The 23,314-nt window shown below is 65.8% G+C and carries 14 protein-coding genes and 1 riboswitch; of the genes, 4 read left to right on the forward strand and 10 right to left on the reverse strand.

The window, feature by feature from the left end:
• A partial coding sequence (locus BGO62_RS02120) for a DUF1631 family protein (RefSeq protein ID WP_296638929.1) occupies positions 1-2,425 on the forward strand: 2,425 nt, incomplete at its 5' end.
• 416 nt (positions 2,426-2,841) lie between these two features.
• On the opposite strand, the gene BGO62_RS02125 is transcribed toward BGO62_RS02120, so the two are convergent.
• The 6 genes from BGO62_RS02125 to BGO62_RS02150 all read right to left on the reverse strand — a co-directional run bounded on the left by BGO62_RS02125 (position 2,842) and on the right by BGO62_RS02150 (position 10,617).
• A complete protein-coding gene (locus BGO62_RS02125) occupies positions 2,842-3,468 on the reverse strand; it encodes a hypothetical protein (RefSeq protein ID WP_296638930.1) in 627 nt (208 codons plus the stop codon).
• A gap of 256 nt (positions 3,469-3,724) precedes the next feature.
• A complete protein-coding gene (tldD, locus tag BGO62_RS02130) occupies positions 3,725-5,197 on the reverse strand; it encodes a metalloprotease TldD (RefSeq protein ID WP_296638931.1) in 1,473 nt (490 codons plus the stop codon).
• Positions 5,198-5,214: 17 nt separating this feature from the next.
• A complete protein-coding gene (locus BGO62_RS02135) occupies positions 5,215-6,162 on the reverse strand; it encodes a carbon-nitrogen hydrolase family protein (protein ID WP_296638932.1) in 948 nt (315 codons plus the stop codon).
• 15 nt (positions 6,163-6,177) lie between these two features.
• The gene (locus BGO62_RS02140; protein WP_296638933.1) at positions 6,178-10,011 is read right to left on the reverse strand and encodes a YhdP family protein; all 3,834 of its coding nucleotides are present in this window, start codon (positions 10,009-10,011) and stop codon (positions 6,178-6,180) included.
• Positions 10,012-10,091: 80 nt separating this feature from the next.
• Positions 10,092-10,490, reverse strand: coding sequence for an RNA-binding S4 domain-containing protein (locus BGO62_RS02145; protein ID WP_296638934.1), 399 nt, complete (start codon positions 10,488-10,490; stop codon positions 10,092-10,094).
• The gene (locus BGO62_RS02150) at positions 10,480-10,617 is read right to left on the reverse strand and encodes a hypothetical protein (protein WP_296638935.1); all 138 of its coding nucleotides are present in this window, start codon (positions 10,615-10,617) and stop codon (positions 10,480-10,482) included. Before BGO62_RS02150 ends, BGO62_RS02145 begins: the two co-directional genes overlap by 11 nt.
• A gap of 109 nt (positions 10,618-10,726) precedes the next feature.
• Here BGO62_RS02150 and BGO62_RS02155 point away from each other — a divergent pair, with 109 nt between their 5' ends.
• Complete coding sequence (locus BGO62_RS02155; protein ID WP_296638936.1) at positions 10,727-11,425, forward strand: pirin family protein; 699 nt, start codon at positions 10,727-10,729, stop codon at positions 11,423-11,425.
• 42 nt (positions 11,426-11,467) lie between these two features.
• Positions 11,468-12,040, forward strand: coding sequence for an NAD(P)H-dependent oxidoreductase (locus BGO62_RS02160; protein WP_296638937.1), 573 nt, complete (start codon positions 11,468-11,470; stop codon positions 12,038-12,040).
• 446 nt (positions 12,041-12,486) lie between these two features.
• On the opposite strand, the gene BGO62_RS02165 is transcribed toward BGO62_RS02160, so the two are convergent.
• The 3 genes from BGO62_RS02165 to acs all read right to left on the reverse strand — a co-directional run bounded on the left by BGO62_RS02165 (position 12,487) and on the right by acs (position 17,703).
• Positions 12,487-13,209: a PEP-CTERM sorting domain-containing protein gene (locus BGO62_RS02165; RefSeq protein ID WP_296638938.1), complete on the reverse strand. Its 723-nt coding sequence runs from the start codon at positions 13,207-13,209 to the stop codon at positions 12,487-12,489.
• 200 nt (positions 13,210-13,409) lie between these two features.
• Positions 13,410-15,254, reverse strand: a complete 1,845-nt coding sequence (locus tag BGO62_RS02170) for a S8 family serine peptidase (protein WP_296638939.1) — start codon at positions 15,252-15,254, stop codon at positions 13,410-13,412.
• A 71-nt stretch (positions 15,255-15,325) separates the two neighbouring features.
• A riboswitch (cyclic di-GMP riboswitch) is annotated at positions 15,326-15,402 on the reverse strand.
• Positions 15,403-15,735: 333 nt separating this feature from the next.
• Complete coding sequence (gene acs, locus BGO62_RS02175; RefSeq protein ID WP_296638940.1) at positions 15,736-17,703, reverse strand: acetate--CoA ligase; 1,968 nt, start codon at positions 17,701-17,703, stop codon at positions 15,736-15,738.
• Between the two features lie 82 nt (positions 17,704-17,785).
• Here acs and glnE point away from each other — a divergent pair, with 82 nt between their 5' ends.
• A complete protein-coding gene (gene glnE, locus BGO62_RS02180) occupies positions 17,786-20,509 on the forward strand; it encodes a bifunctional [glutamate--ammonia ligase]-adenylyl-L-tyrosine phosphorylase/[glutamate--ammonia-ligase] adenylyltransferase (RefSeq protein WP_296638941.1) in 2,724 nt (907 codons plus the stop codon).
• On the opposite strand, the gene BGO62_RS02185 is transcribed toward glnE, so the two are convergent.
• Positions 20,506-23,148, reverse strand: a complete 2,643-nt coding sequence (locus BGO62_RS02185) for a cation-translocating P-type ATPase (protein ID WP_296638942.1) — start codon at positions 23,146-23,148, stop codon at positions 20,506-20,508. The two genes, glnE and BGO62_RS02185, sit on opposite strands and share 4 nt — an antisense overlap.
• Positions 23,149-23,314 lie beyond the last annotated feature (166 nt).

Below are 23,314 nucleotides of genomic sequence, written 5' to 3' on the forward strand. Positions count from 1 at the left end.
GGCCCGCTCGCCGGTGCTGCAGCGCCTGGCCGCCGCCGGTGCGCTGCCGTCCGCCGTCACCCACGAAATGCAGCGCTCGGTCGACATGTTCGGCGCGCTGTTCGACACCATGCACGCCGAGAAATCGGTCAGCGAGGGCATGCGTCCGTTCTTCCAGCAACTGGAAACCAGCCTCATCAAGCTGGCGATGTCCGACCCGCAATTCCTGAATTCGCCTGCCCACCCGGCGCACAAGGTATTGAACACGCTCGACCGCATCAGCATGGTGGCCGGCGACGACGGCAAGATCACCGACCAGCGCCTGCTGCGGCTGATGAGCCGCTGGACCGACCGCATCAACGCCGAGGCCGACAAGAATCCCGGCGTGTTCGAGGAGGCGCGCACCCAGCTCGAACGCGTGGTCAAGCCGCTGCTGAACGAGCGTGCCGCGCGCGTGTTCCGCCTGCAGGAAATGTGCGAAGGCCGCCAGCGCGCCGAAGTCGTCAAGCAGCGCATCCTGCGCGAACTGCTGGCGCGGCTGGGCGAACGCCAGATACCCAATGCTGTGATCGAACTCCTCAATGGCGGCTGGCGCAATGTTCTGCTGATGGCCGAGGTACGCCACGGCGCCGATAGCGACGAGGCGCGCGAAGCCTGGCAGGTGCTGCAGCAGCTGTGCGCCTGGCTCGACCCCGAGCTGTCCGACCCGCCGGCTGCGGCGGACATCCAGACCCTGCTGCAGCGCATCGACCAGGCGCTCACCCGGGTGTGCGCCGACAAGTTCGCGCAGGACTGCATCGTCGACCAGCTTGCGGCCGCGCTGTTCGACGAGGACAAGTCGCTGCATCAGCACACCCCGGTCGCCGCCCGCCTCAACGACGCTGCCGGCGAGCCGCTCTCCGAGGTGCAGGACAACCTGGCCGAACGCCTGCGAGTGGGGGACTGGCTGCAGTTCAATTCGCTCGACACCCCGCTCAACCTGATCTGGATCGGCGACCAGCCGCCGGTGTACGTATTCGCCAACTACCGCGGCCTCAAGAAACTCGACCTCAAGCGTCAGGACCTGCTGCAGTCGCTGGAAAACGGAACGGCGCAATGGACCGAGGACCTGGAACTGCCGCTGATGGACCGCTCCTACAGCGCGATGATCCAGAAAATGCAGCGCGACCTCTTGTGGCAATCCTCGCACGACGCCGCCACCGGGTTTGCCAACCGCAAGACCTTCTTCCGCGCCATCCGCCGCAACTGGCTGCGCAGCGAAACGGCGGACGGCGGCTACGTCGTCGGCGTGATCCAGCTCGACATCAGCAAGCCTGCGGGCGAGGCCGCAGGGGTCGAAATCCGCACCCCCGTCCTGCGCGAATTCGCCCGGCTGCTACCCGCAGCCCTGCCGGCCGACGCACTGTTTGCGCGTGCCGGCGAATCCGGCATTGCGTTCTGGGCGGAGGCCGCCGACAGCGCAGCCGCCGTGGCGCAGGCCGCTGCCCTGCTGCAGGCCATTTCCGACCATCCGCAGGAAATCGACGGCACCCGCTGCCGCGTGCAGGCCGCGGCCGGCCTGATGTGGGCACGCGACTGCCTCAGCCCGGAAGCGTATTACGACAATGCCAACGCTGCCTGCGCCCGCGCCCGCGAATCCGGCGCGCCCATCGTGCAGTACGGCAGCGAGGCCGGCGACAGCGGCGTGCTGGCGCTGGCGCAATGGGCCCACGAGCTGACCGCCATTCTCGCGCACAACCGGCTCAGCCTGAATTGCCAGCCTGTCGCCGCCGCTGTCGATCCCGCAGGTACTCCGCTGTACTACGAGGTGCTGCTGCACCCCACGACCCATGCCGAACGCAGCATCGCCACGCGCGATCTGATCGCCGTCGCCGAGCGCCTGCAGCGCATCACCGAGATCGACCGCTGGGTGGTGAAAAGCGTCCTGCAATGGATGCGCGACCATGCTGAACAAGCCGCCCAGCTTGGCGGCCTCTCGATCAACCTGTCCGGCCAGTCGGTCACCAATCCGCTGTTCCTGAAACTGCTGCTGGCCGAACTGGCGCGCGGTGACGTGCCCGGCGACAAGCTCATCTTCGAAATCAGCGAAGCCGACGCCGTCGAAGGCCATGCCCAGACCCAGCTCTTCATGCGCCAGTTGCAGCGCCACGGCTGCCGCTTCATCCTCGACGATTTTGGCGTCGGCACCAGTTCCTACACCCGGCTGAAGGGTATGAAGCTGGATTACCTGAAGATCGACCGCGCCCTGGTGCGCGAGATCGGCACCAGCATGATCGGCGAGGCGCTGGTGCGCTCGATCCTGGAAACGGGCAGCTTCCTCGGGATCAAGACGGTAGCGGGGTTTGTCGAGGATGCGGACACGCTCACCAAGCTGGCGGAGATGGGGGTGGATTGCGTGCAGGGGTATCTGATCGGGGAGCCGAAGCCGCTGGAGAGTCTGGCTTAACGCAGCCTCTCAATACCGTTCGTGCTGAGCTTGTCGAAGCACTGTCGACAGTAGATGGGATATTCGCAGGACCACCGCCCGTTGGCCGGGGGTAGCCCGGCAGCTAGTCACTTTTCTTGTCTCGCCAAGAAAAGTGACCCAAAGAAGGCGACCCCGACATCCCCGAAACCCCGAAAACCGAGCCCGCCGGACGGGCGGTGAAGGACTCGCCCCGCCTTGCTGTTTTTGATTTGGTTTTTTGTGGGCGGGGCTCAAACACCTTCGCCGCTGATCCGCCCGGCAGGCTCGATTTCCGGCGGGGCTGTAAGGGAAGGAAAGTCAAAACCAGGGCGGTAATGACCGAGTGGTTTGCGCACTCGGTCATCGGCGCCTTTCCCGCGCAATACCCTTCGGTTGTTACGCCCAACCCGAGCTCTTTACTCAAGCTTCAATGCTACGCTATGTTTTCTGGATAGCGCTTCGAGCGCGTCCAGTCCTGCCATAACCAGACTCTCATCCTTCCGCACCGCCTCAAGTACGTTTTGAAGTCTGATTTCTGTACGCGTCAAGCGATCCCGGATGGTGAACAACCGTACTCGGTGTTCTGCAATCTCATTCTTAGGTAACGCCAATATCGACTCGACCTCCGCGAGATCTTCCTTGGCCGAAACGTGCAGCGACTTGAGTTCCTGCCCACTTGAACCGATTCGATTCATGGAATCAACAACTTCCCTGTGCAGCGTCTCGACTTCCCTTGTGCGGGGCTGCAGTTCTGAAAGCTTGCTGGCGACCAATCTGAATTCTTCCGAAGTCCTGGCGTATCTCCGATCGATATCCTCGGTATCGACCTTGCCTCCGCCACTGGCATTCAGCAGCCCCGATATCTTATTTAGCCTGGCGCGCTCGCCCTCATAGGCCTTTGCCAGTGCCTGCAAGTCCTTCTGAATGTCCTCGTCAATCACAAGACCATCAGCCAACTCTTCTGGGCTGAATGGCGGATCGACGTACGGACGCGTAGGATTGATCCAACCATCGGGGACCCTAAAGAACAGCGCCTCAAGCACGTTCTGCTCCCTCTTTACGCAACGCCAGGTCTTGGCGCTTATCAAGAAGTCATTGCGGGTCAACTTGGATCTATCAACATCTTGCAGCATCCCGTAGCGGGCCCCGCACGTGGAGACCTTACTCGCCAAGGAGTATGTTGTGTACATACTCGCCCCTTGGTATGCGGCGAAAGCTATTACGCTGTAGATAACGAGCTTCTTTATCATTTCAGCGAGCAACTGGTCTGCTGCACATACTTGGCGAGCCGAATCCGGGTCAAGCCGTCCCGCCCACCGTCAACCCATCGATCCTCAGCGTCGGCTGCCCCACCCCAACCGGCACGCTCTGCCCTTCCTTGCCGCAGGTGCCGACACCGCTGTCCATCTCCATGTCGTTGCCGATCATCGAGACGCGCGTCAGCACTTCGGGGCCGTTGCCGATGAGCGTCGCGCCCTTCACGGGATAGGTGATCTTGCCGTCCTCGATCATGTAGGCCTCGGCGGCGGAGAAGACGAACTTGCCGCTGGTGATGTCGACCTGGCCGCCGCCGAAGTTGACGGCGTAGAGGCCGTTCTTCAACGAGGCGATGATCTCCTGCGGGTTCTTGTCGCCGCCGAGCATGAGGGTGTTGGTCATGCGCGGCATGGTCAGATGCGCAAACGATTCGCGCCGGGCGTTGCCGGTGGGCTGCATGCCCATCAGGCGGGCGTTCATCATGTCCTGCATGTAGCCGGTGAGGATGCCGTCTTCAATCAGGGTGGTGCGCTGGGTGGGGTTGCCTTCGTCGTCGACGTTCAAGGAGCCGCGCCTGAGCGGAATGGTGCCGTCGTCGACCACGGTGACGCCGGGCGCGGCGACGCGCTCGCCGATGCGGCCGGAGAAGGCCGAGCTGCCCTTGCGGTTGAAGTCGCCTTCGAGGCCGTGGCCGATCGCTTCGTGCAGGAGGATGCCGGGCCAGCCGGAGCCGAGCACGACGGTCATGCTGCCGGCCGGCGCGGGGCGCGCGTCGAGGTTGACCATGGCCTGGTGCACGGCCTGGCGCGCATATTTTTCCAGGATCTCGTCGCTGAAGTAGCTGTAGTCGAAGCGGCCGCCGCCGCCGCCGGAACCCTGTTCGCGGCGGCCGTCCTGCTCGGCGATGACCTGCAGCGACAGCCGCACCAGCGGGCGCACGTCGGCAGCGAGATGGCCGTCGGAGCGGGCGACGAAGATGACTTCGTATTCGGAGGCGAGGCTCGCCATCACCTGGATGACGCGCGGATCCATGGCGCGCGCCTTCTTCTCCAGCCGCTCCAAGAGCGCGACCTTGTCAGCATCCTGCAAGCTCACGAGGGGATCGACCGCGTTGTACAGCAGGCGGCCTTCGCCGCGCCGCACCACGCCGAAGCTGCGGTTCTGTCCGGCGCGCGCGATGGCGCGGGTGGCGTCGGCGGCAGCGCCAAGCGCGTCGAGGCTGATGTCGTCGGAATAGGCGAAGGCGGTCTTTTCGCCCGAAATCGCGCGCACGCCGACGCCCTGGTCGATGTTGAAGCTGCCGGACTTGACCTGGCCTTCTTCCAGGCTCCAGCCTTCGGAGCGCGAATACTGGAAATACAGGTCGGCGTAGTCGACGTCGTGCGTCAACAGCCGCCCGAACACCGGCGCCAGCTTGTCGGCGCCCAGTCCATTCGGGGTCAGCAGCGTGGCTTCGGCGGCATGAAACAGCTGTTCGGCAGTTTGGATGGGAACGAAGGCGTCACTTGGGTTCATGGCGATAATATCCTGAATTACTTGGTGGAAGGCTCGCGCTTGGCCGGCACCCGGCGCTCGACCACGTCGACTTCGATCTGCTGGCACTGGATGTGGCGGTGCTTGAGCGCGGGCAGGCTCTTGCGCAAGCTGGCCTGATAGGCCGGGTTGATGTTGGCGATGACCACGCCGGAGCCGCGCGGCAGGCGGTCGAGCACCACGCCCCAGGGATCGACGATCATGCTGTCGCCATGGGTTTCGCGGCCCGACAGATGGTAGCCGCCCTGCGCCGGGGCGATCACATAGGCGAGGTTTTCGATGGCGCGCGCGCGAATCAGGGTTTCGAAATGCGCGCGCCCGGTGGTGGCGGTGAACGCCGCCGGCACCACGATGATGTCGACGTCGGGCATGGCGCGGTACAGCTCGGGGAAGCGCAGGTCGTAGCAGACCGACAGGCCGATGCGGCCGAACGGGCTGTTGAGGACGACCACCTTGTCGCCCGGCTCGATCAGCTTGGCTTCCTGGTAATGCTCGTTGCCGAGATCGAGACCGAACAGGTGAATCTTGTCGTAGCGCGCCACCAGCTTGCCGCGTTCGTCGTACACCAGGCAGCTGTTGCGCACCTTGTTCGCGGTGCTGGCCTCCAGCGGCACCGAGCCGCCTACCAGCCAGACGTGATGCTTCTTCGCCATGCGCGACAGAAAGGACTGGATCGGGCCATGGCCCTCCGCCTCGCGCGCCTTCACCACGTCGGCGTCTTTCATGGCCATGATGCAGAAGAACTCCGGCAGCACGACCAGGCGTGCGCCGCCTTCGACCGCCAGTTCGATGAGCCGCTCGGCTTCAGCCAGGTTGGCCGGCACATTGGGGCCGGACGCCATCTGGATGGCCGCCACGCGCACCGTGCCTGCCTGCGGCGCGGATTTTTTGACTTGCGCACCCTTGGAGGGAGCCACGGTGGTTTTTGCGGTTTTTTTTGTCGTCATGTACGGGTTCCACGATCAGGGTTCGGACACTTGGGGTTCAGCTTTGGCCTTGGGCAGTCGCTTGACATCGGGTGCCTGCCACGCCCCGGTCACCATATATTCCTGGCTGATGACCTCTTCGAACGGGTCGCGCAGCAGTTTCTGCGCGGCCAGCGCACCCACGCCTGCCAGCGGCCCGCCGAGCAGGGCGCCTGCCACGGCCACGCCTTCGGACAGCTTCGGAATCACCTTGACCCTGAGCTGCACGGTCTCCTGGTTGAGGTCGGCCAGCCCCGACATGTTGACCTTGGCGGCCGGCCCGCGCATCTTGAAGTCATCGCTGTAGACCACGCCGCGCGCAATGCGCAGGGTGGCGCCGATGTCGTCGAAGGCATAGCCTTCATTGAAGATATCACGGAAATCGAAGTTCAGCCGGCGCGGCAGCGATTGCAGGCTCAACACGCCGAGCAGCTTGCCGACGCCCGGATCGAGCTTGAGGAACTGCCCGCTTCTGGCCTTGAAATCGAGCTGTCCCGCCAGCGTGCCGAACGCGAAATCGGCGGGCGAGCCTTCCCACGCGGCATTGCCCTGGACCTCGGCGCTGCCGCGTTTGAGCGCATCGGGGTAGCCAAAGCGGGCCAGAAACTTGCCCGCATCGAGCACATTCAGGCTCAGCTCCGCCCGAGTTTCGCCCAGGCCGCTGTCGCGCCACAGGCCGCTCATGCGAAACACGCTGTCGGGATGCGTGAGCTGCAGGGTGTCGATCATCAGGCCCTGCGGCGTGCCGCGCGCCACCGCTTCCAGCCGTCCCAGGGCATGGTCCTGCAGCCGGAAATCCTCCACCGTCAGATCCAGCATCGGAAAATCCGCTGCCTTCATGTTCATTTCATCGGCCGTCCCGCTCGCCGGCATTCTGGCGGGGATGATCAGCTGCCTGAACTGCGCCGACACGCGAGCGGGCTGCTCCCGCAAGGATTCCGGCCCGCCGCGGGCTGAAGCCCCGGTGGAATCGTAGGCGCCGGCCGGACGATAGGTCAGCACGCCGTTCATTTCGCGCCCGCTCACCTGGGTGCGCAACAGGCCGCTGCGGGTACGCCCCAGCAGGCGCACATCCTGATAGCGCCGCCCCATCAGGTCGAATGCATCGAAACTGAGATCGATGGACGACAGCGGCACGGTGGCACCGCCCCCGCCCGCGGGCAACAGCGCCATCCAGCCGGAGACGTCCAGGCCGCGCCCACTTCCGGCCAGACGCAGACCGGGTTCGCCCGGCATGACCGCCTGCCCGCCAAAACGGATTTCGCCGCGGCCGAAGCCGCCTGCCGCGGTGCTGCGCCACAGCGCGCTGAGGGTTCGGCCCAGCCGGACTTCGTTCAGCCGGGCATCGCCCTGCGGCTGGCGGATCACCAGCAGCGGCAGCGGCTGGGCGGCCGCCTTGGCCAGCGGCGCCGGCAGGCTGGAGCCCAGCCCGGCCAGATCGGATTCGATGCGGACCCGCTCCCCTTCGGGCTCAAGATCGACCTGGCCACGCCACATGGCTTGTCCTGACAGATGCTTGCTCCATGCCGCATTGAGCCACGGCGCCATGCCCGCCACGCTAGCCCGTCCCTGCGCCAGAATCTGCACCTGGCCGTTGCGGGTGGCGGTATCGATGCGTACCGGCCCGCCCAGAAACTGCGCAGCGATGCTTTTCGCGCTCAGGCTGTCGCCGGTGAATTCGATGTCGCCGCGCACCTGGTTGAACTGCGGCAAGCCGGCCGGCAGCAGGGTATTGCCCAGGAACGACAGGGTGCCGGCCAGCGTGGTGTTGTGGCTGTAGCGCAGCGGCACCTGCAACTTCAGGGCGAGCCGCATCGGCCCGTTGCCGTCCAGCTCGTCGGTGAAACCGCGCAGGCGCTCGCCCACCGGGCTGAAGTTGGCGAAACGGATGAAGTCCCGGACCGGGCCATTGGCCTGGCCTTCGATGTTCAACTGCTCTTCCTGATGCAACAGATCCGGGATGACGGCTTTCACCGGCGACAGCGCCACACCGTAAATCCGTGCCTGGCTGGAGGTCACTTCCATGATCTTGCCGTGGAACAACAGGCGCGCCTGGATACCCTCGATGCGCGGCCAGCCCGGCACATAGTCGATCACCGCATCCTTGACCTGCGCATCGACGCGGAACACGCCATTGCCCTGGTCGAACGGAAACCCGGCCAGGTCGCCTTTCAAGGTCAGCCGCACATCGTCGGAGTCGCCGGCCACGACACCCTGCTTCACCCAGTCGACGGTGTGATCGCCGATCGTTTTCGGCAGGTAGCGGTACACCGCGGTGCCGTCGGCGCGGCTCAGATGCGCGCTCAGATCGATCACGCCGCGCTGCCCCGGGATCAACTCGTAGTGCCCCTTGGCCGTGCCTGCCATGTCCTTGTTGGAGAAAGCCATGTCGTCCAGCGTCAGGCGCCGGCCGCGCGGCGTTTTTTGCCAGTTGCCGCGCGCGCGCAGGCTGGCGAACTCAAAAACGGGTTCGCGGAACAGGCCGGACAAACCGAGTTCCAGGCGATCCGAGTCGATCTCGAACACGCCTTCGCGTGCATCGCCCTCGATGCGCCCGGAAAGATTGGCCAGTCCGGGCTGATTGCCGGCTGCCGTCACCCCCAGGCCGGTAAAACGGGCGGCAATGCTGAAATTGTCCAGTCCCGGCTGCGCTCCGCTCCAGCGGAAGCGCAAGGTGTCGAAGCGCCCTTGCGGCTGCAGGGTTTGCAGGCGCGCACGCAGTTCGGGATCCATCGGCAGGCTCGGCAACAGCGACTGCCAGCCGCCCAGGCTGAGGGCTTGCGCAGTGATCTCGTGCGAGGTGGCATTCCAGGCCAGTCCGGCGTTGAACGGCGCGCCCAAGGCCGCACCCGGCCGCGCCACGCGCAGATTTTCAAACGTCACCTGCTGGCCGTCACCGCTGCGCTGCCACCTGGCCTGCCCGCGCAGCTGCGCCAGCCGCAGCGCGGGCAGGCCGTCGCCAAGCACGGCATCGATCGCGCGCAGATCCAGTCCGGCGGCCACCCCGGCGAGCGTGCCGTGCGCCACGTCGAGCTGCAGGCTCAGCGCGCCCCAGCCCTGTTGCGGCTGATATGGCAAGGCCAGCCAGGCGGCGAGACGCGGGAACGACACCCCGGCGACCGTAGCGCCGACGATGCCGTTCCAGGTTTTGAGGTCGTTCGCATTGCGTGCACTCAGCTTCGCCTCGACCGTCAACGGCCGCGCCAGGCTGGCCGGCGGGGTGGCGCGCAATTGCAGGCGATGGGTGCGGCGCACGTTGGTCAGCGTGAAGTCGACCGCGGTCAGGATCAGCGGCGGCGCATTGCGCACTTCGTCCAGCCAGGTGAGCGTGGCCTTGCCCACATGCACCCGCCCCTGCCGCAGCAGCCAGTCGGAAAAACCGCTGTCGGGCGCAGCCGGGTTGATCGGAATGCCGCCGACATAAAAGTGCCCGTCGCGCGCACGCCGCACCCCCAGCGCCAATCCCTGCAGCTCGATCCGGCTGAAGCGCGGTTCCAGAAACAGCAGCGAACGCCAGGCAAAGGCGGCCTCGAGCTCGGGCAAATAAAGGACCGGGTGGCCCTGCTGATCGTGCAGGCGCACGCCTTGCAGCCGGAACTCGGGGCGTGCCTGCTGCCACGTCCCGGATACGGCTTCGAGCGTCACGCGCTGTCCCAGCGCGCGCGACATCAGATTCGCCACCGTGTCGCGATGCTCGGCGATATTGGGCAGCACCCAGAAAAACATCAGCGCCGCGGCGGTCGCGAAGCCGAGCGCGGCAAGCGCAGCCAGGGCCGCCAGCCAGCGCGCGGCACGGCGCAGGAACAACGACAAGGCGGGGGAAACGGTCATAACGTGCGGCTCTCGGAACCACCGATTCTATGCGTTTGCCCGCGTATTGCGTGAAAAGGGCGGTGGTAGATTCTTGCGCTTCATTCGCCGGTGAAACGATGGATCTGGCGCCGGTCGCGCTTGGTGGGGCGCCCCTTGATCGCCGCTGCCGGGCTGGCTGCCAGCTTGCGGTCGAGCGCCTGCTGCTGGCGGCGCGCACGACTGTCCGGATCTTCCTCGTACAAGGCCTGCGCCAGCGGCGCCGGGCCGCGCTGCTTCGCCAGCGCACGCACCGTCAGCGTCCAGATGGATTCGCCGGCAAGGATGTCCAGCCGGTCGCCCGGCCTGACTTCGCGCGCAGGCTTGACGCGCTCGCCGGCGAGCTTCACGCGGCCATGCTCAATCGCCTGGGTCGCAAGGCTGCGCGTCTTGAAAAAGCGCGCCGCCCACAGCCACTTATCCAGCCGCATCTTGTCGGACGGCGCTTGCTCAGGCGGCACCGGGCTCTCCTGCAAACCTGTCGGGCGCCCGCCCGGCCTCGCCACCGCGCCAGGCCGGACGCCGGATTTCGCGCGGCTTGCCGTCGATGGCGGCGGAAATGGCCGGGGCGTCCGGGAGCAGGGGCATGTTCGGGTCACGTTGAATGAAGCGGTCCAATTGTGCCGGTTTTGCCCGCGGGAAACCACGCCTATAGTCAGCCCATCGCCTGGATGCAGGCCAACCTGCAGGAGACATCATGCTGACCGTGCGCAAATCATCCGAACGCGGCCACGCCAACCATGGCTGGCTCGACAGCTTCCATACCTTTTCGTTTGCCGGCTACCGCGATCCCGCGTGGATGGGATTCGGCCCGCTGCGCGTCATCAACGAAGACCGCATCGCACCGGGTGCGGGCTTCCCCACCCACCGCCATCAGGATATGGAAATCGTCACCTGGGTGCTCGCCGGCGCGCTGGAACACAAGGACTCGCTCGGCAACAGCGGCGTGATCCGCCCCGGCGAGGTGCAGCGCATGCGCGCCGGACATGGCATCGCCCATAGCGAGTACAACGCATCGGCGACCGAACCGGTGCATCTGCTGCAAATCTGGATCGAGCCGGACGCCTATGGACTGGAACCGGGCTACGAGCAGATCGCTTTCCCAGCCGAGAGCCTGCAGGGCCGGCTGCGGCTGATCGCCTCCAGCGATGGCCGCGAAGGTTCGGTGACGATCCATCAGGATGCGGCGATTCATGCGGGCCGGCTGGCGGCCGGCGAACGCGTCAGTCTGGCGCAGGCACCGGGACGGCGAACCTGGCTGCAGGTGGCGGGCGGACGCATCAAGCTGAAGGGTCTCCCGTTGGAAGCCGGCGATACGGTGGCGATCCGTTTCGAATCCGGCATCGAAATCGAGGCCTTGGAGGCCAGCGAACTGGTCGTGTTCGATCTTCCCTGAAGGCCCGATACAATCGTCCGTTTTTCAAACGCAAGGACACTCATGCCCAAGATTCTCGCTTTTTCCGGCAGCATTCGCCGCGACGCCTGGAACCGCAAGCTCATCCATGCGGCGGTGGGGGCCGCCCGTGCCGCGGGCGGCGACGTCACGCTGATCGACCTGGCAGACTATCCGTTGCCGCTGTACAACGGCGACCTGGAAGACAGGGACGGCCTGCCCGACAACGCGCTGCGCCTGAAAGCGCTGTTCAAGGGTCACGACGCCTTTCTGATCGCCAGTCCGGAATACAACAGCTCGATTCCGCCGCTGCTGAAAAACACGATCGACTGGGTATCGCGCGAATGGCAGGGCGAATCGGGACTGGCGCCATACCAGAACAAGGTCGCCGCCATCATGGCCGCTTCGCCGGGCACGTTTGGCGGAATGCGCATGCTGCCGCACCTGCGGCAGATCCTGAATACCCTGGGCGTGCTGGTGCTGCCCGGCCAGTTCTCGCTGCCCCACGCCGACCAGGCGTTCGACGAGGAGAACGGCGCGCTGAAATCGCCGGCGCGGCTGCATACCCTGGTGGTGGAACTGGTGCGCTCGACAAACCTGTTGGCGGCCGGCAAATGACCGGGCGCATGCAAAAAACAGGTCAACCCGCCCCCGGCCCTTCCCGCACGTCATCCAGCAAAAACGCCGGCTGACCGGCGTTTTTGCTGCAATGGGCGACTGCGATCTCAAGCCGCCTTGCGGCGGCTCTCCCCAACCCGGCGGGCCAGCCCGCGTCCAACCGGAGCAGACTGGCGGGTTCGGGGATACCTACAGGTGTGCCTGGACGGGTGCGGCGGCGACGGGCATTGCGGCCGGCTTGTCCCCCCGAACGCCAGTGGCAGCGTGACTGAGGCCTGCATAGCCGGACAAGGCAGCCACCAGAGCCAGGCACAGAGTAAATCCCGGCGCGCTTCCTGCGCGGTAACAGCAGCGGCTGTCGATTGAGCGGACGGGAAATGGACATTGTTTCGACATCACGCCTCCCAGGGTCAAGAACGTCCTGAATCAGGACACCCGTCACTCACTCAGGCCGACTTGCGGCGACGCGCCAAACCAAAGCCGACCAGACCCGCGCCCATCAGCAGCAGGCTGGCAGGTTCGGGAATGTTTCCGCCGCCACCACCGCCGCCGCCGTCACCCTCATAGTTGCCAAACAGAAAACCGCTGTCGGAACAATTCGTCGAATTGCCGCAATTTCCCGCAGTCGTCAGGGACTGCAAATGTGCGCCCAACTGGCCGGAGCCTGCATCGTTTGACAGTGCGGTAGGCGCATCCAAAAACACTGCCTCAGTAAGCAAACTGGACGCCGTCATCGTAAAGGTGAGGTTTACGGTATTTGTCACATCAGCCGCATTGGGCGGGCCGGCGGGATCCAGCGCTTCAAACATAAAGGCTGCCCCTCCTGCCCCCTGCACAGTCGCGGGCGCACTGATGGCCCAGTCAACGGGGCTGAAGTTGGAGAAAACGTAATCGGAAGCCAACCCAGTCAGGTTGAAGTAAAACTCGTCAAGCTTAGCGTTTGGATGGAGCGGTGAGTTGATGTCGACGGTCCAAAGAGCCACGTTTGATGTGGTATCTCCCGTGATGGTGACATTGATAAACAGATTGTCGGGACTATCCGGACGAATATCACCGCTCAATTGGGAGGTAATGGTAAACGGGATCGCATGCGCGCCTTGCGACATTAAAGCCAGGGCAAGCGCGGAGGCGGAAAAAAATGCTGATGTGGAAATGCGGCCGGTTTTCAAGGTCTTCTCCTTCACGAGATATCGATACGTACTTATTCAGCAAGCATTTTTTGTTCCAAAAAAACAACGATATCCCAACACATTGAATGAAAAGACTTTTATTGGATTTTAAAAACTTTATTTCCGGTCCGCCTTATTTTCCGTAAAAAAATCCGACAAAAAAAGCGCCTCGACGGGCGCTTTCTTCACTGCAGGCTGGCCTACTTGTAAACCGTCACCGTCCTACTCGTCGGGTTGCCCGAGTTGTCGGTAGCGCGCACGGTGACACTATGCGCGCCTTTGGCCAGCTTGCGGGTGTTCCAGCTGTAGCTGAGCGCGCCGCCGTAGGCGAGAGCCACTTCCTTGCCGTCGATGACCAGCGAGATTTTGGCAATGCCCTGATTGTCGGTAGCGCTCGCACTGACCGTCTGCTTGCTGGGCGAAATCGTCATGCCGTCGGTCAGGTTGAAGCTGGCGATGGTGGGCGCGATGCTGTCGTTGCCGACCGTAACCGCAACCGACGGTGAGGTGCCGCGATTGCCCGCCGCGTCATAGGCCTGCACGCTGAGGGTGTAACTGCCGTCCGCCTTGCCGGCGGTGTCCCAGGCGAAAGCAAAAGGCGCCAGGCTGTCGCTGGCAGCCAGCTGGCCGTTGACGTAGAAATCGGCCCGGGTTACGCCGACGTTGTCGGAATAATTGACATCGACCGGCACCACACCGGATACGCGCCCGCCGGTGGGCGAGGCAATGCTGACCGAGGGCGCCTGGGTATCGGCGGCGATGGTCTGGTTGGCGCTCTGCACCGCCGCCGCGGCATCGACCCGGCCGGAGCCATAGTACTGGTCATAGCCGGCCGCGCCGAGATCGAGCGAAGTCGTTTTCAGGATGCGGTCGACGTCGGCCGGGGTCAGCTTGCCGTTGGCGGACAGCATCAGCGCCGCGGTGGCGGCAACCACGGGGCTGGAAAACGAGGTGCCAGAGGCGTTGGAATAGCCGCCGCCGACGGTGGTGGTGTACACGCTCACCCCCGGCGCCGCCAGGTCGACATAGGCGCCATAGCTCGAGAAGCTGGCGCGCGCGTCGTTCTGGTCGGTGGCGGCGACGCTCAGTAGAGCGTCGCTGGCCGCAATGCTCTCGAGCCCGCCGCTGTTGCCGGCGGCCACCACCACCACGCCGCCCTTGCTGCGCAGGTATTGCGCTGCCGACTGCACGGTGGCGCTCCCGGACACGCCGTTGTAGCTGACGTTCACCACCTTGGCGCCATGGTCGGCTGCCCAGTAGATCCCCTGCGCAACCGTGCTCCAGTAGGCATAGGCGTTGGCGTCGGCAATGCGTACCGGCATGATCTTCGCGCCCCAGGCCACCCCTGCGCTGCCCTTGGCGTTGTTCGCCGCCATCGCCGCCACGCCGGCCACCCAGGTGCCGTGGCCGTTGACATCGGCGGTATTCGAGTTGTTGTCGTAGACGTTCCAGCCCGGCACCAAGTTGGGCGCGAGATCGGGATGGGCGCTGTCGATGCCGGTATCCAGAATGGCGATGGTCACGCCGCTGCCGTTGGCGTTGTCCCAGGCGGCGGGAGCCTGGATCTTGGGCAGCGCCCAGCTGTTGCCATAGGCGGGATCGGACACGGTGGCGGCAGGTGCGACCGCCATATCGAGCTCGACGTATTTCAGCTTGCGGTTCTTGCGCAACTCGCGCATCGCCGCGGCTTCATCGGCCCCCACGGACAATTCGACCACGTGCGTATTCAACTGCCGGATATAGCCCTTCGAGCGTCCGTTCACGGATTTCAGCGCCTGCTCGAACTGGCCCGCGGACAAGCCGGCACGCGGCGCAACCAGCAGCCGCCCACGCGCCCAGCCGACATACGGCGCGGCTTTTTCGACCACCGCCGGGGGCTTGTTGCCCTGCGCCGATGCCGACGCCGGAGCTGCTTCGGCGAAGCCGGCATACCCTGCCAACAGGGCAAGCAGCAACAGGCTCAACGAAAAACCCGATGCACTGCCGCTGCGGTAGCAACGGCGATGGTCGGAAAGCTGGACAGGGAACGGGCTATGGTGCGGCATGGTGGGTCCTCGATCGAAAAAACTGCCTGAATCAGGGCGCACAACGCAGCGGCCGCCAAACGGCCTCACACCACGGCGGCCCCGCTGCCTTTCTCACAGGCCGGAAGCTTTGCGTCCCCGCTTCGCAACGGGTTTGCCCTTGTACAGGTTATCAACAATAACGACGATTTTTCGCCACACTTGAGCGCTTGGAAAAAAAATGATCCCCATATTTATCAATGGGTTACAAAAATTCCCGCCGCCTCCGCGCAAAAAACCAAAGCCCCCATTCGGGGGCTTTGGTTTTCCATTCCCGCTGCGTAATGAACGCAAGGCTTCATCGCCGGGGTTCAAGCAATGGTCGCGGGAATGGATGGGTTTGATCGGTCCCGGGGACCGGCGGGGGCCGGCGATCAGGGGCGATCAGGATTGCCATGGCGCCGTCCGGCGCTCCACGGTTTCGCGCCAGGACGGCCGCTCTTCGGGCGGCCGGCTGCCACGCCTATCTCACCGCTTCCTTCAGCTGCTCCAGGATGGCCGGGTTTTCCAGGGTGGAAATGTCCTGGGTGATTTCCTCCCCCTTGGCGATCGCGCGCAGCAGGCGGCGCATGATCTTGCCGGAGCGGGTCTTCGGCAGGTTGTCGCCGAAGCGGATTTCGTCGGGCTTGGCGATCGGACCGATTTCCTTGCCCACCCATTCGCGCAGTTCGAGTGCGATCTTGCGGGCTTCCTCGCCTACGGGGCGCGCGCCCTTGAGCACCACATAGGCCACCACCGCCTCGCCCTTGATGTCGTGCGGACGGCCCACCACGGCAGCCTCGGCCACACGCAGGTTGGACACCAGCGCGGATTCGATTTCCATGGTGCCGAGGCGGTGGCCGGACACGTTCAGCACGTCGTCGATGCGCCCCATGATCCAGAAATAGCCATCGCTGTCGCGGTGCGCCGAATCGCCGGCGAGATAGGTCTTGCCGCCGAGCTCTTCGGGGAAATAGGTCTTCCTGAAGCGGTCGGGGTCGTTCCACAGGGTGCGCAGCTGCGAGGGGAACGGCCGCTTGATCACCAGGTAGCCGCCGTGGCCCTTTTCGACCGGCTGGCCGTGCTCGTCGGTGATCGCCGCCATGATGCCGGGCAGCGGCAGGGTGCAGGATCCCGGCTTGGTCGGCACCGCGCCGGGCAGCGGCGAGATCATGTTGGAACCGGTCTCGGTCTGCCACCAGGTGTCGACGATGGGACAGCGGCCGCTGCCGATGACCTGGTGATACCACATCCAGGCTTCCGGGTTGATCGGCTCGCCCACCGTCCCCAGCAGGCGCAGCGACGACAGGTCGTGCTGCGCCGGCAGATCGGAACCGAGCTTGATCAGGCTGCGGATCGCGGTCGGCGCGGTGTAGAAGGTGGTGACCTTGTGCTTGGCGACGGTTTCCCAGAAGCGCCCGGCATGCGGATAGGTGGGGACGCCCTCGAAGATGATCTCGGTCATGCCGAGCGCCAGCGGGCCGTAGGCGACGTAGGTGTGGCCGGTGATCCAGCCGACGTCGGCGGTGCACCAGTAGACGTCGGAATCGGGCTTGGCGTCGAACACCCACTGCATGGACAGGATGGCACCGAGCAGATAGCCGCCGCTGGAATGCTGCACGCCCTTGGGCTTGCCGGTCGAGCCCGAGGTGTAGAGGATGAACAGCGGATGCTCGGCGGAAACCCACACCGGCTCGCAGGCCTCGGCCTGGGTCTGCGTGAGTTCGTGCCACCACAGGTCGCGCGAAGTCCAGTCGGTCGCGCCGCCGGTGCGGCGATACACCACCACGCGCTCGACGCACGAGGTGTCGCCCATCGCCAGCGCCTCGTCCACCGCACGCTTCAGCGGCACCGCCTTGCCGCCGCGCAGCGATTCGTCGGCGGTGACGACCACCTTGGCCTGCGCGTCCTCGATGCGCTCGAACAGGCTCTTGGCGGAGAAGCCGCCGAACACGACCGAATGGATGGCGCCGATGCGCGCGCACGCCTGCATCGCCACCACCGCCTCGATGCTCATCGGCATGTAGACGACGACGCGGTCGCCTTTCGCCACGCCGAGCGACTTCAGGCCATTGGCGAACTGGCAGACGCGGGCGTGCAGCTCCTTGTAGGTGACTTTCGTCACCGCGCCGTCGTCGGCCTCGAAAATCAGCGCGGTCTTGTCGCCCTTGGTCGCCAGGTGGCGGTCCAGGCAGTTGTACGAAACATTGAGTTCGCCGTCGTCGAACCACTTGTAGAACGGCGCGTTCGATTCGTCGAGGGTGCGGGTGAACGGCGTTTTCCAGTCCATCGTCCGGCGCGCGAGATTGGCCCAGAAGCCCTCGTAATCGGTTGCGGCCTGATTGCACAGCACCTGGTACGCGTCCATGCCGGACACATTGGCCTGCTTGACGAAGGCGTCCGCAGGCGGGAATACACGGGTTTCGGTCAGAATCGACTCGATGGATGCCATATGCTCTCCCCACTGATAGAGTGTTTGATAACCGTCTGATTCTAATTCAAAGCGCCTGATTCAAAGCGCCCCGATCCAAGCCATGAGCAACCCCGCACTCGACCGTGTCGCCCGCTGTTCCCGCTACGGCCGCCGCCTGCAGGCGGCGCAGCCGCAGCTGGCCGATGCTGTGGCCGGGCAACTCGGCCATCCCTTCACCCGCGCGGCGATGCAGGCATTTCTTGCCGAGCCGCCGTGCGCCGACGAAGCCGCGCTGCATCAACGTTTAAGGCAGCTGCGCCAGCGGGTGTGGCTGGCCGTCACTGCGCGCGACCTCGCCGGCAGCGCCGACCTCGCTGAAGTCGTCGCCGCCTGGAGTACGCTGGCCGAGGTGTGCATCGCCGCCGCAGTGGATTTCCACCACGCCATGCTCGCTGCGCGCCACGGCGAGCCGCGCGACGAGCACGGCCGCCCGCAGCGGATGGTCGTCGTTGCCATGGGCAAGCTCGGCGGCGGCGAACTCAACGTATCGTCCGACATCGACCTCGTCTACCTCTACCCCGAGGAGGGCGATACCGCGGCCGACGATCCCGCCGCCGCGACGATGTCCCGCAGGGATGGTATCCAGACGGGCAAATCGATCAGCAGCCACGAATTCTTCGTCCGCCTCGGCCGCAAGCTGACCGCCGCACTGGGGGAGAACACCGCCGACGGCTACGTGTTCCGCGTCGACCTGCGGCTGCGCCCGTGGGGCGACTCGGGCCCGTTCGCGATGGGCTTCGCCATGCTGGAGGACTATCTGGTGGCGCAGGGACGGCCGTGGGAACGCTACGCCTGGATCAAGGCGCGGCCGCTCACCGGCGCCCGCCACGACGAACTGGCCAGCATCGTGCGGCCCTTCGTGTTCCGCAAATATCTCGACTTCGGCGCCTTCGCGGCGATCCGCGACCTGCACGTGCAGATCCGCCGCGAGGTCGCGCGCCGCGAGATGGCACACGATATCAAGCTGGGGCCGGGCGGCATCCGCGAAATCGAGTTCACCGCGCAGGTGTTCCAGCTCATCCGCGGCGGCCAGATCGCCGCCCTGCAGCAGCGGCCGACGCTGACGGTGCTCGCCGAACTGGTGAAGAACGGACTGATGACGGCGGACGCGCAGCAGGAACTCGCCGCCGCCTACGACTTCCTGCGCCGGCTGGAGCACCGCATCCAGTACCTCGACGACGCGCAGACCCAGCTGCTGCCGGACGACGCCGAATCGCAGGCGATGCTCGCCGAGGCGATGGGCTTCCCCGACCATGCGGCGCTGGTTGCCGCGCTCGACCGCCACCGCAACAAGGTCACGCGCCATTTCGAGCAGGTGTTCGCCGCGCCGCAGACCGACCAGAACAGCCATCCGCTCACCGTCGTCTGCAGCGGCACGGCGGACGCCGCCGCCACCCACGCGCTGCTGGAAAATGCCGGCTACGGCGATCCATCGCAGGTGCTGGCGATACTCGACGCGCTGCGCCAGCACAGCGCGCGGCTGGCCGAGTCGACGCAGCTAAGGCTCAACGCGCTGCTGCCGCCTGCGCTCGAAATCATCGGCCGCCAGCCCGACCCGGCGGCCACGCTGGAGCGCTTTGCCGCGCTGGTGCAGGCGATTGCGCGGCGCTCCACCTATCTGGCGCTGCTGACCGAATACCCGGCGGCGCTGCGCCAGCTAGTGCGCCTCTTGGCGGCGAGCCCGTGGGCGGCGCAGATGATCACGCAGCAGCCGCAGCTGCTCGACGAACTGATCGCCCCGCAATCCCTGCTGAGCGTGCCCGACTGGGCACAGCTGGCCGAGCAGCTGCGTGCGGAACTCGACGCCCACCCCGGCGACACCGAAGCGCAGATGGACGCGATGCGCCGCTTCAAGCAGGTGCAGACGCTGCGCCTGCTGGCGCAGGACGTGGCGGGCCGGCTGACGCTGGAGTCGCTGTCGGATCACCTGTCGTATCTGGCCGACACGCTGCTCGCCGAAACCCTGGCGCGCTGCTGGGCCGGGCTGAAGACGCGCCACCGCGACACCCCGCGATTCGCCGTCATCGGTTACGGCAAGCTCGGCGGCAAGGAATTGGGCTATGCCTCCGACCTCGATCTGGTATTCCTCTACGACGACGCCGACGAACGCGCCCAGCAAATCTACGTGCGCCTCGCCCAGCGCATCAACACCTGGCTCGGCACCCCCACTCCGGCCGGCATCCTCTACGAGACCGACCTGCGCCTGCGGCCGGACGGCGCATCGGGCCTGCTGGTCAGTTCGACCGCAGCCTTCCGCGACTACCAGCTGCACCACGCCTGGGTATGGGAACACCAGGCGCTGACGCGTGCGCGCTTCGTCTGCGGCGACCTCGCTATTGGCGCATTTTTCGAGGCGCTGCGCCGCGATGTGCTGGGGCTGCCGCGCGACGCCGGAACGCTGCGCGAAGCGGTGCTGGCGATGCGCGAAAAAATGCACGCCGGCCACGTCAACCACAGCGATCTATTCGACCTCAAGCATGACAGCGGCGGCATCGTCGACGTCGAATTCTGCGTGCAGTACCTGGTGCTGAGGCATTGCCATGCGCATCCCGAACTGGCCGACAACTTCGGCAACATCGCGCTGCTCGGGCGCGCAGGCGCGGCCGGGCTGATCCCCGCCGACATCGCGCAAGCCGCTGCCGACGCTTACCGTGAGCTGCGCCGCCAGCAGCACGCGATCAAGCTCTCCGGCGCGGACTATGCCCGGGTGCCGCCGGCCGCCGTGGAAAGCGTGCGCGACGCGGTCGGAGCCCTGTGGACGCGGGTCTTCGACGCGCGCAGCTAGACGCTGCGGTAGATCATGCCGCGCCGCACCAGCGCCTTCTCCAGTTCCACGCCGATGAACACCACCGAGGACAGCGCCAGGCACGCGGCCAGTTCGCCCAGGCTGAGCGGCGCGGTGCGGAAGACGGGGTTGAGCCAAGGCACGTAGAGCACCACCATCTGCAGCGCGAAGGTCAGCAGCAGCGCGCCGATCAGCAGCCGGTTCGACAAGACGCCCTGGCTGAACAGCGATTCGCGTTCGGAGCGGATCGCCAGCACGTGGCCGAGCTGCGACAGCGTGAGCACGGTGAACACCATGCTCTGCCAGTGCGCCGAGCCGCTGTGGATGGCCCATGCCTGCGTCAGCAGCGACACCCCGCCCATCAGCAGCCCGACCCACAGGATGTGCTGCCACATGCCGCGGGCGAAGATGCTTTCCGTGGGCGGCCGCGGCGGCCTCTGCATGACGTTGCGCTCGGCGCGCTCGCCGGCGAGCGCGAGCCCGGGCAGGCCGTCGGTGACGAGGTTGATCCACAGGATGTGGATCGGCAGCAGCGGGATCGGCAGCCCCATGAAGGGGGCGAGAAAAATGGTCCAGATCTCGCCCGAATTGCTCGTCATGGTGTATTTGACGAACTTGCGGATGTTGTCGTAGATGCGCCGCCCTTCGCGCACCGCATGGACGATGCTGGCGAAGTTGTCGTCCAGCAGCGTCATGTGGGCGGCCTCGCGCGCCACGTCGGTGCCGCCACGGCCCATCGCCACGCCGATATCGGCCATTTTCAATGCGGGCGCGTCGTTCACGCCGTCGCCGGTCATGGCGACGAACTCGCCCTTGTCCTGCAGCGCCTGCACGATCTTGATCTTCTGCTCCGGGTTGATGCGCGCGTACACCCGCACCGATTCCGCCTCGCACTCGAACTCCGCCAGGCTCAGCTGCGCCAGTTCGCTGCCGGTGAGCACCCTGCCGCCGTCCTCGATGATGCCGAGCCGGCTTGCGATGGCGCGCGCGGTGGCGGGATGGTCGCCGGTGATCATCACCGGGATGATGCCTGCAGCCTTGCAGGCGGCAACCGATTCGGCCGCCTCGGGCCGCGGCGGATCGATCAGGCCGGCCAGGCCGACGAAGGTCAGGCCGCTTTCCAGCGTGGCGGCATCGAGCGCGTCCGGCAGGCGCGGCAGCCGCTTCAGCGCGAAACCCAGCACACGCAGGCCCTGCGCAGCCAGCTGCCCGGCTTCGTCCTGCAGCGCCGCCCGGTCGACGGGCACCGTGCCGGCGGCGGCGAGCCGGTCGACGCACAGCGACAGCACCCCTTCAGGCGCGCCCTTCACCAGCATCAGCACCGCCTCGCCGTCGCGATGCAGCGTGCTCATGCGCGCCCGCTCGGAATCGAAAGGAAGCTCGGCCAGACGCGGCAGGGCTGCCTGCCATTCAGGCCGGCTGAAGCCGGCGGCCTGCGCGGCTTCGAGCAACGCCGTCTCGGTGGGGTCGCCGCTCAGTTTTCCGTCAGCGTCGGCCGCGGCGTCGTTGCACAGCAGCATCGCCACGCCCAGTTCGCGCCAGGGCGTGTTTTTCGCCTCCGGCAGCCGCGGCCGGGTCTCGCCCGCGGCCTGCACACAGTCGACCTGCATCCGGTTCAAGGTGAGCGTGCCGGTCTTGTCGGAGCAGATATAGGTAACCGAACCGAGCGTTTCCACTGCGGGCAGACGGCGGATCAGCACATTCTGCCGGACCATGCGCGCCGCCCCCAGGGCAAGCGAGATGGTGACCACCGCCGGCAGCGCTTCGGGAATCGCGGCGACCGCCAGGCTGATCGCGGTGAGCAGCAGCGGCAACGGCGGTTCGCCGCGCAACCAGCCGGCCACGAAGAAGATCGCGCAAAGCGCCAGCACCGCCAGCGCCAGATGCTTGCCGAAGCGCGCCAGCCGCTTCTGCAGCGGCGTCCTGCCGGCTTCGCCGGACAGCAGCGCGGCAATGTTCCCCAGTTCGGTCTGCATGCCGGTGGCCACCACCAGGCCGCGCGCGCGGCCGTAGCCGACGACCGTTCCCTTGTAGGCCATGTTGAGGCGGTCGCCCAGCGGCAGGGCGGCTTCTTCCAGCTGCGCCAGCCGTTTCTCGACCGCCTGCGATTCGCCGGTCAGCGCGGATTCATCCACCTTGAGCGCCGACAATTCCAGCAGGCGCAGATCGGCCGGCACCACGTCACCGGCTTCGAGCAGGACGATATCGCCCGGCACCAGCTCGACCGCCGGGATTTTCCGGATCGCGCCCTCGCGGATCGCGGTGGCCGCTGGCGCGGCCATCCGTTTCAGTGCCGCCATGGCACGCTCGGCGCGATACTCCTGGACGAATCCCAGGATGCCGTTGAGCAGCACGATGACCACGATGGCGACGCTATCCTGCGGCTCGCCGACAAAGCCGGCGATGACGGCGGCGGCGATCAGCACCAGGATCATGAAATCGGTGAATTGCGCCGCCAGCATGGCAAGCGGATGGCGCCTGCCGGCCTCCTGCATGGCGTTGGGACCATAGTGCGACAGCCTGGCAGCAGTGGCCTCCACCGACATGCCCTGCTGCAGGTCGCTGCCCAGGCGGGCGACGGCATCTTCGCAGCTCAGACGGTGCCACTGCGGCCGGGAATCGCGGGAGCTATGCGTCATGATGCGAATATGGAAACGCGGCCTGCGGCGAAGGCAGGGCGCCTGCAGCACCGATCGCGCCGAAGCAGGCAGGATGGGGCAATGACGCAGTCTTGCATGATGAGTCCCGCCGCCTCCCGTCCGATCCGTGGATACTCAAGAATACGCCACATCGGAACCCTGGCCA

Source organism: Thiobacillus sp. 65-1402 (assembly GCF_001897685.1).
Classification (GTDB): domain Bacteria; phylum Pseudomonadota; class Gammaproteobacteria; order Burkholderiales; family Thiobacillaceae; genus Thiobacillus.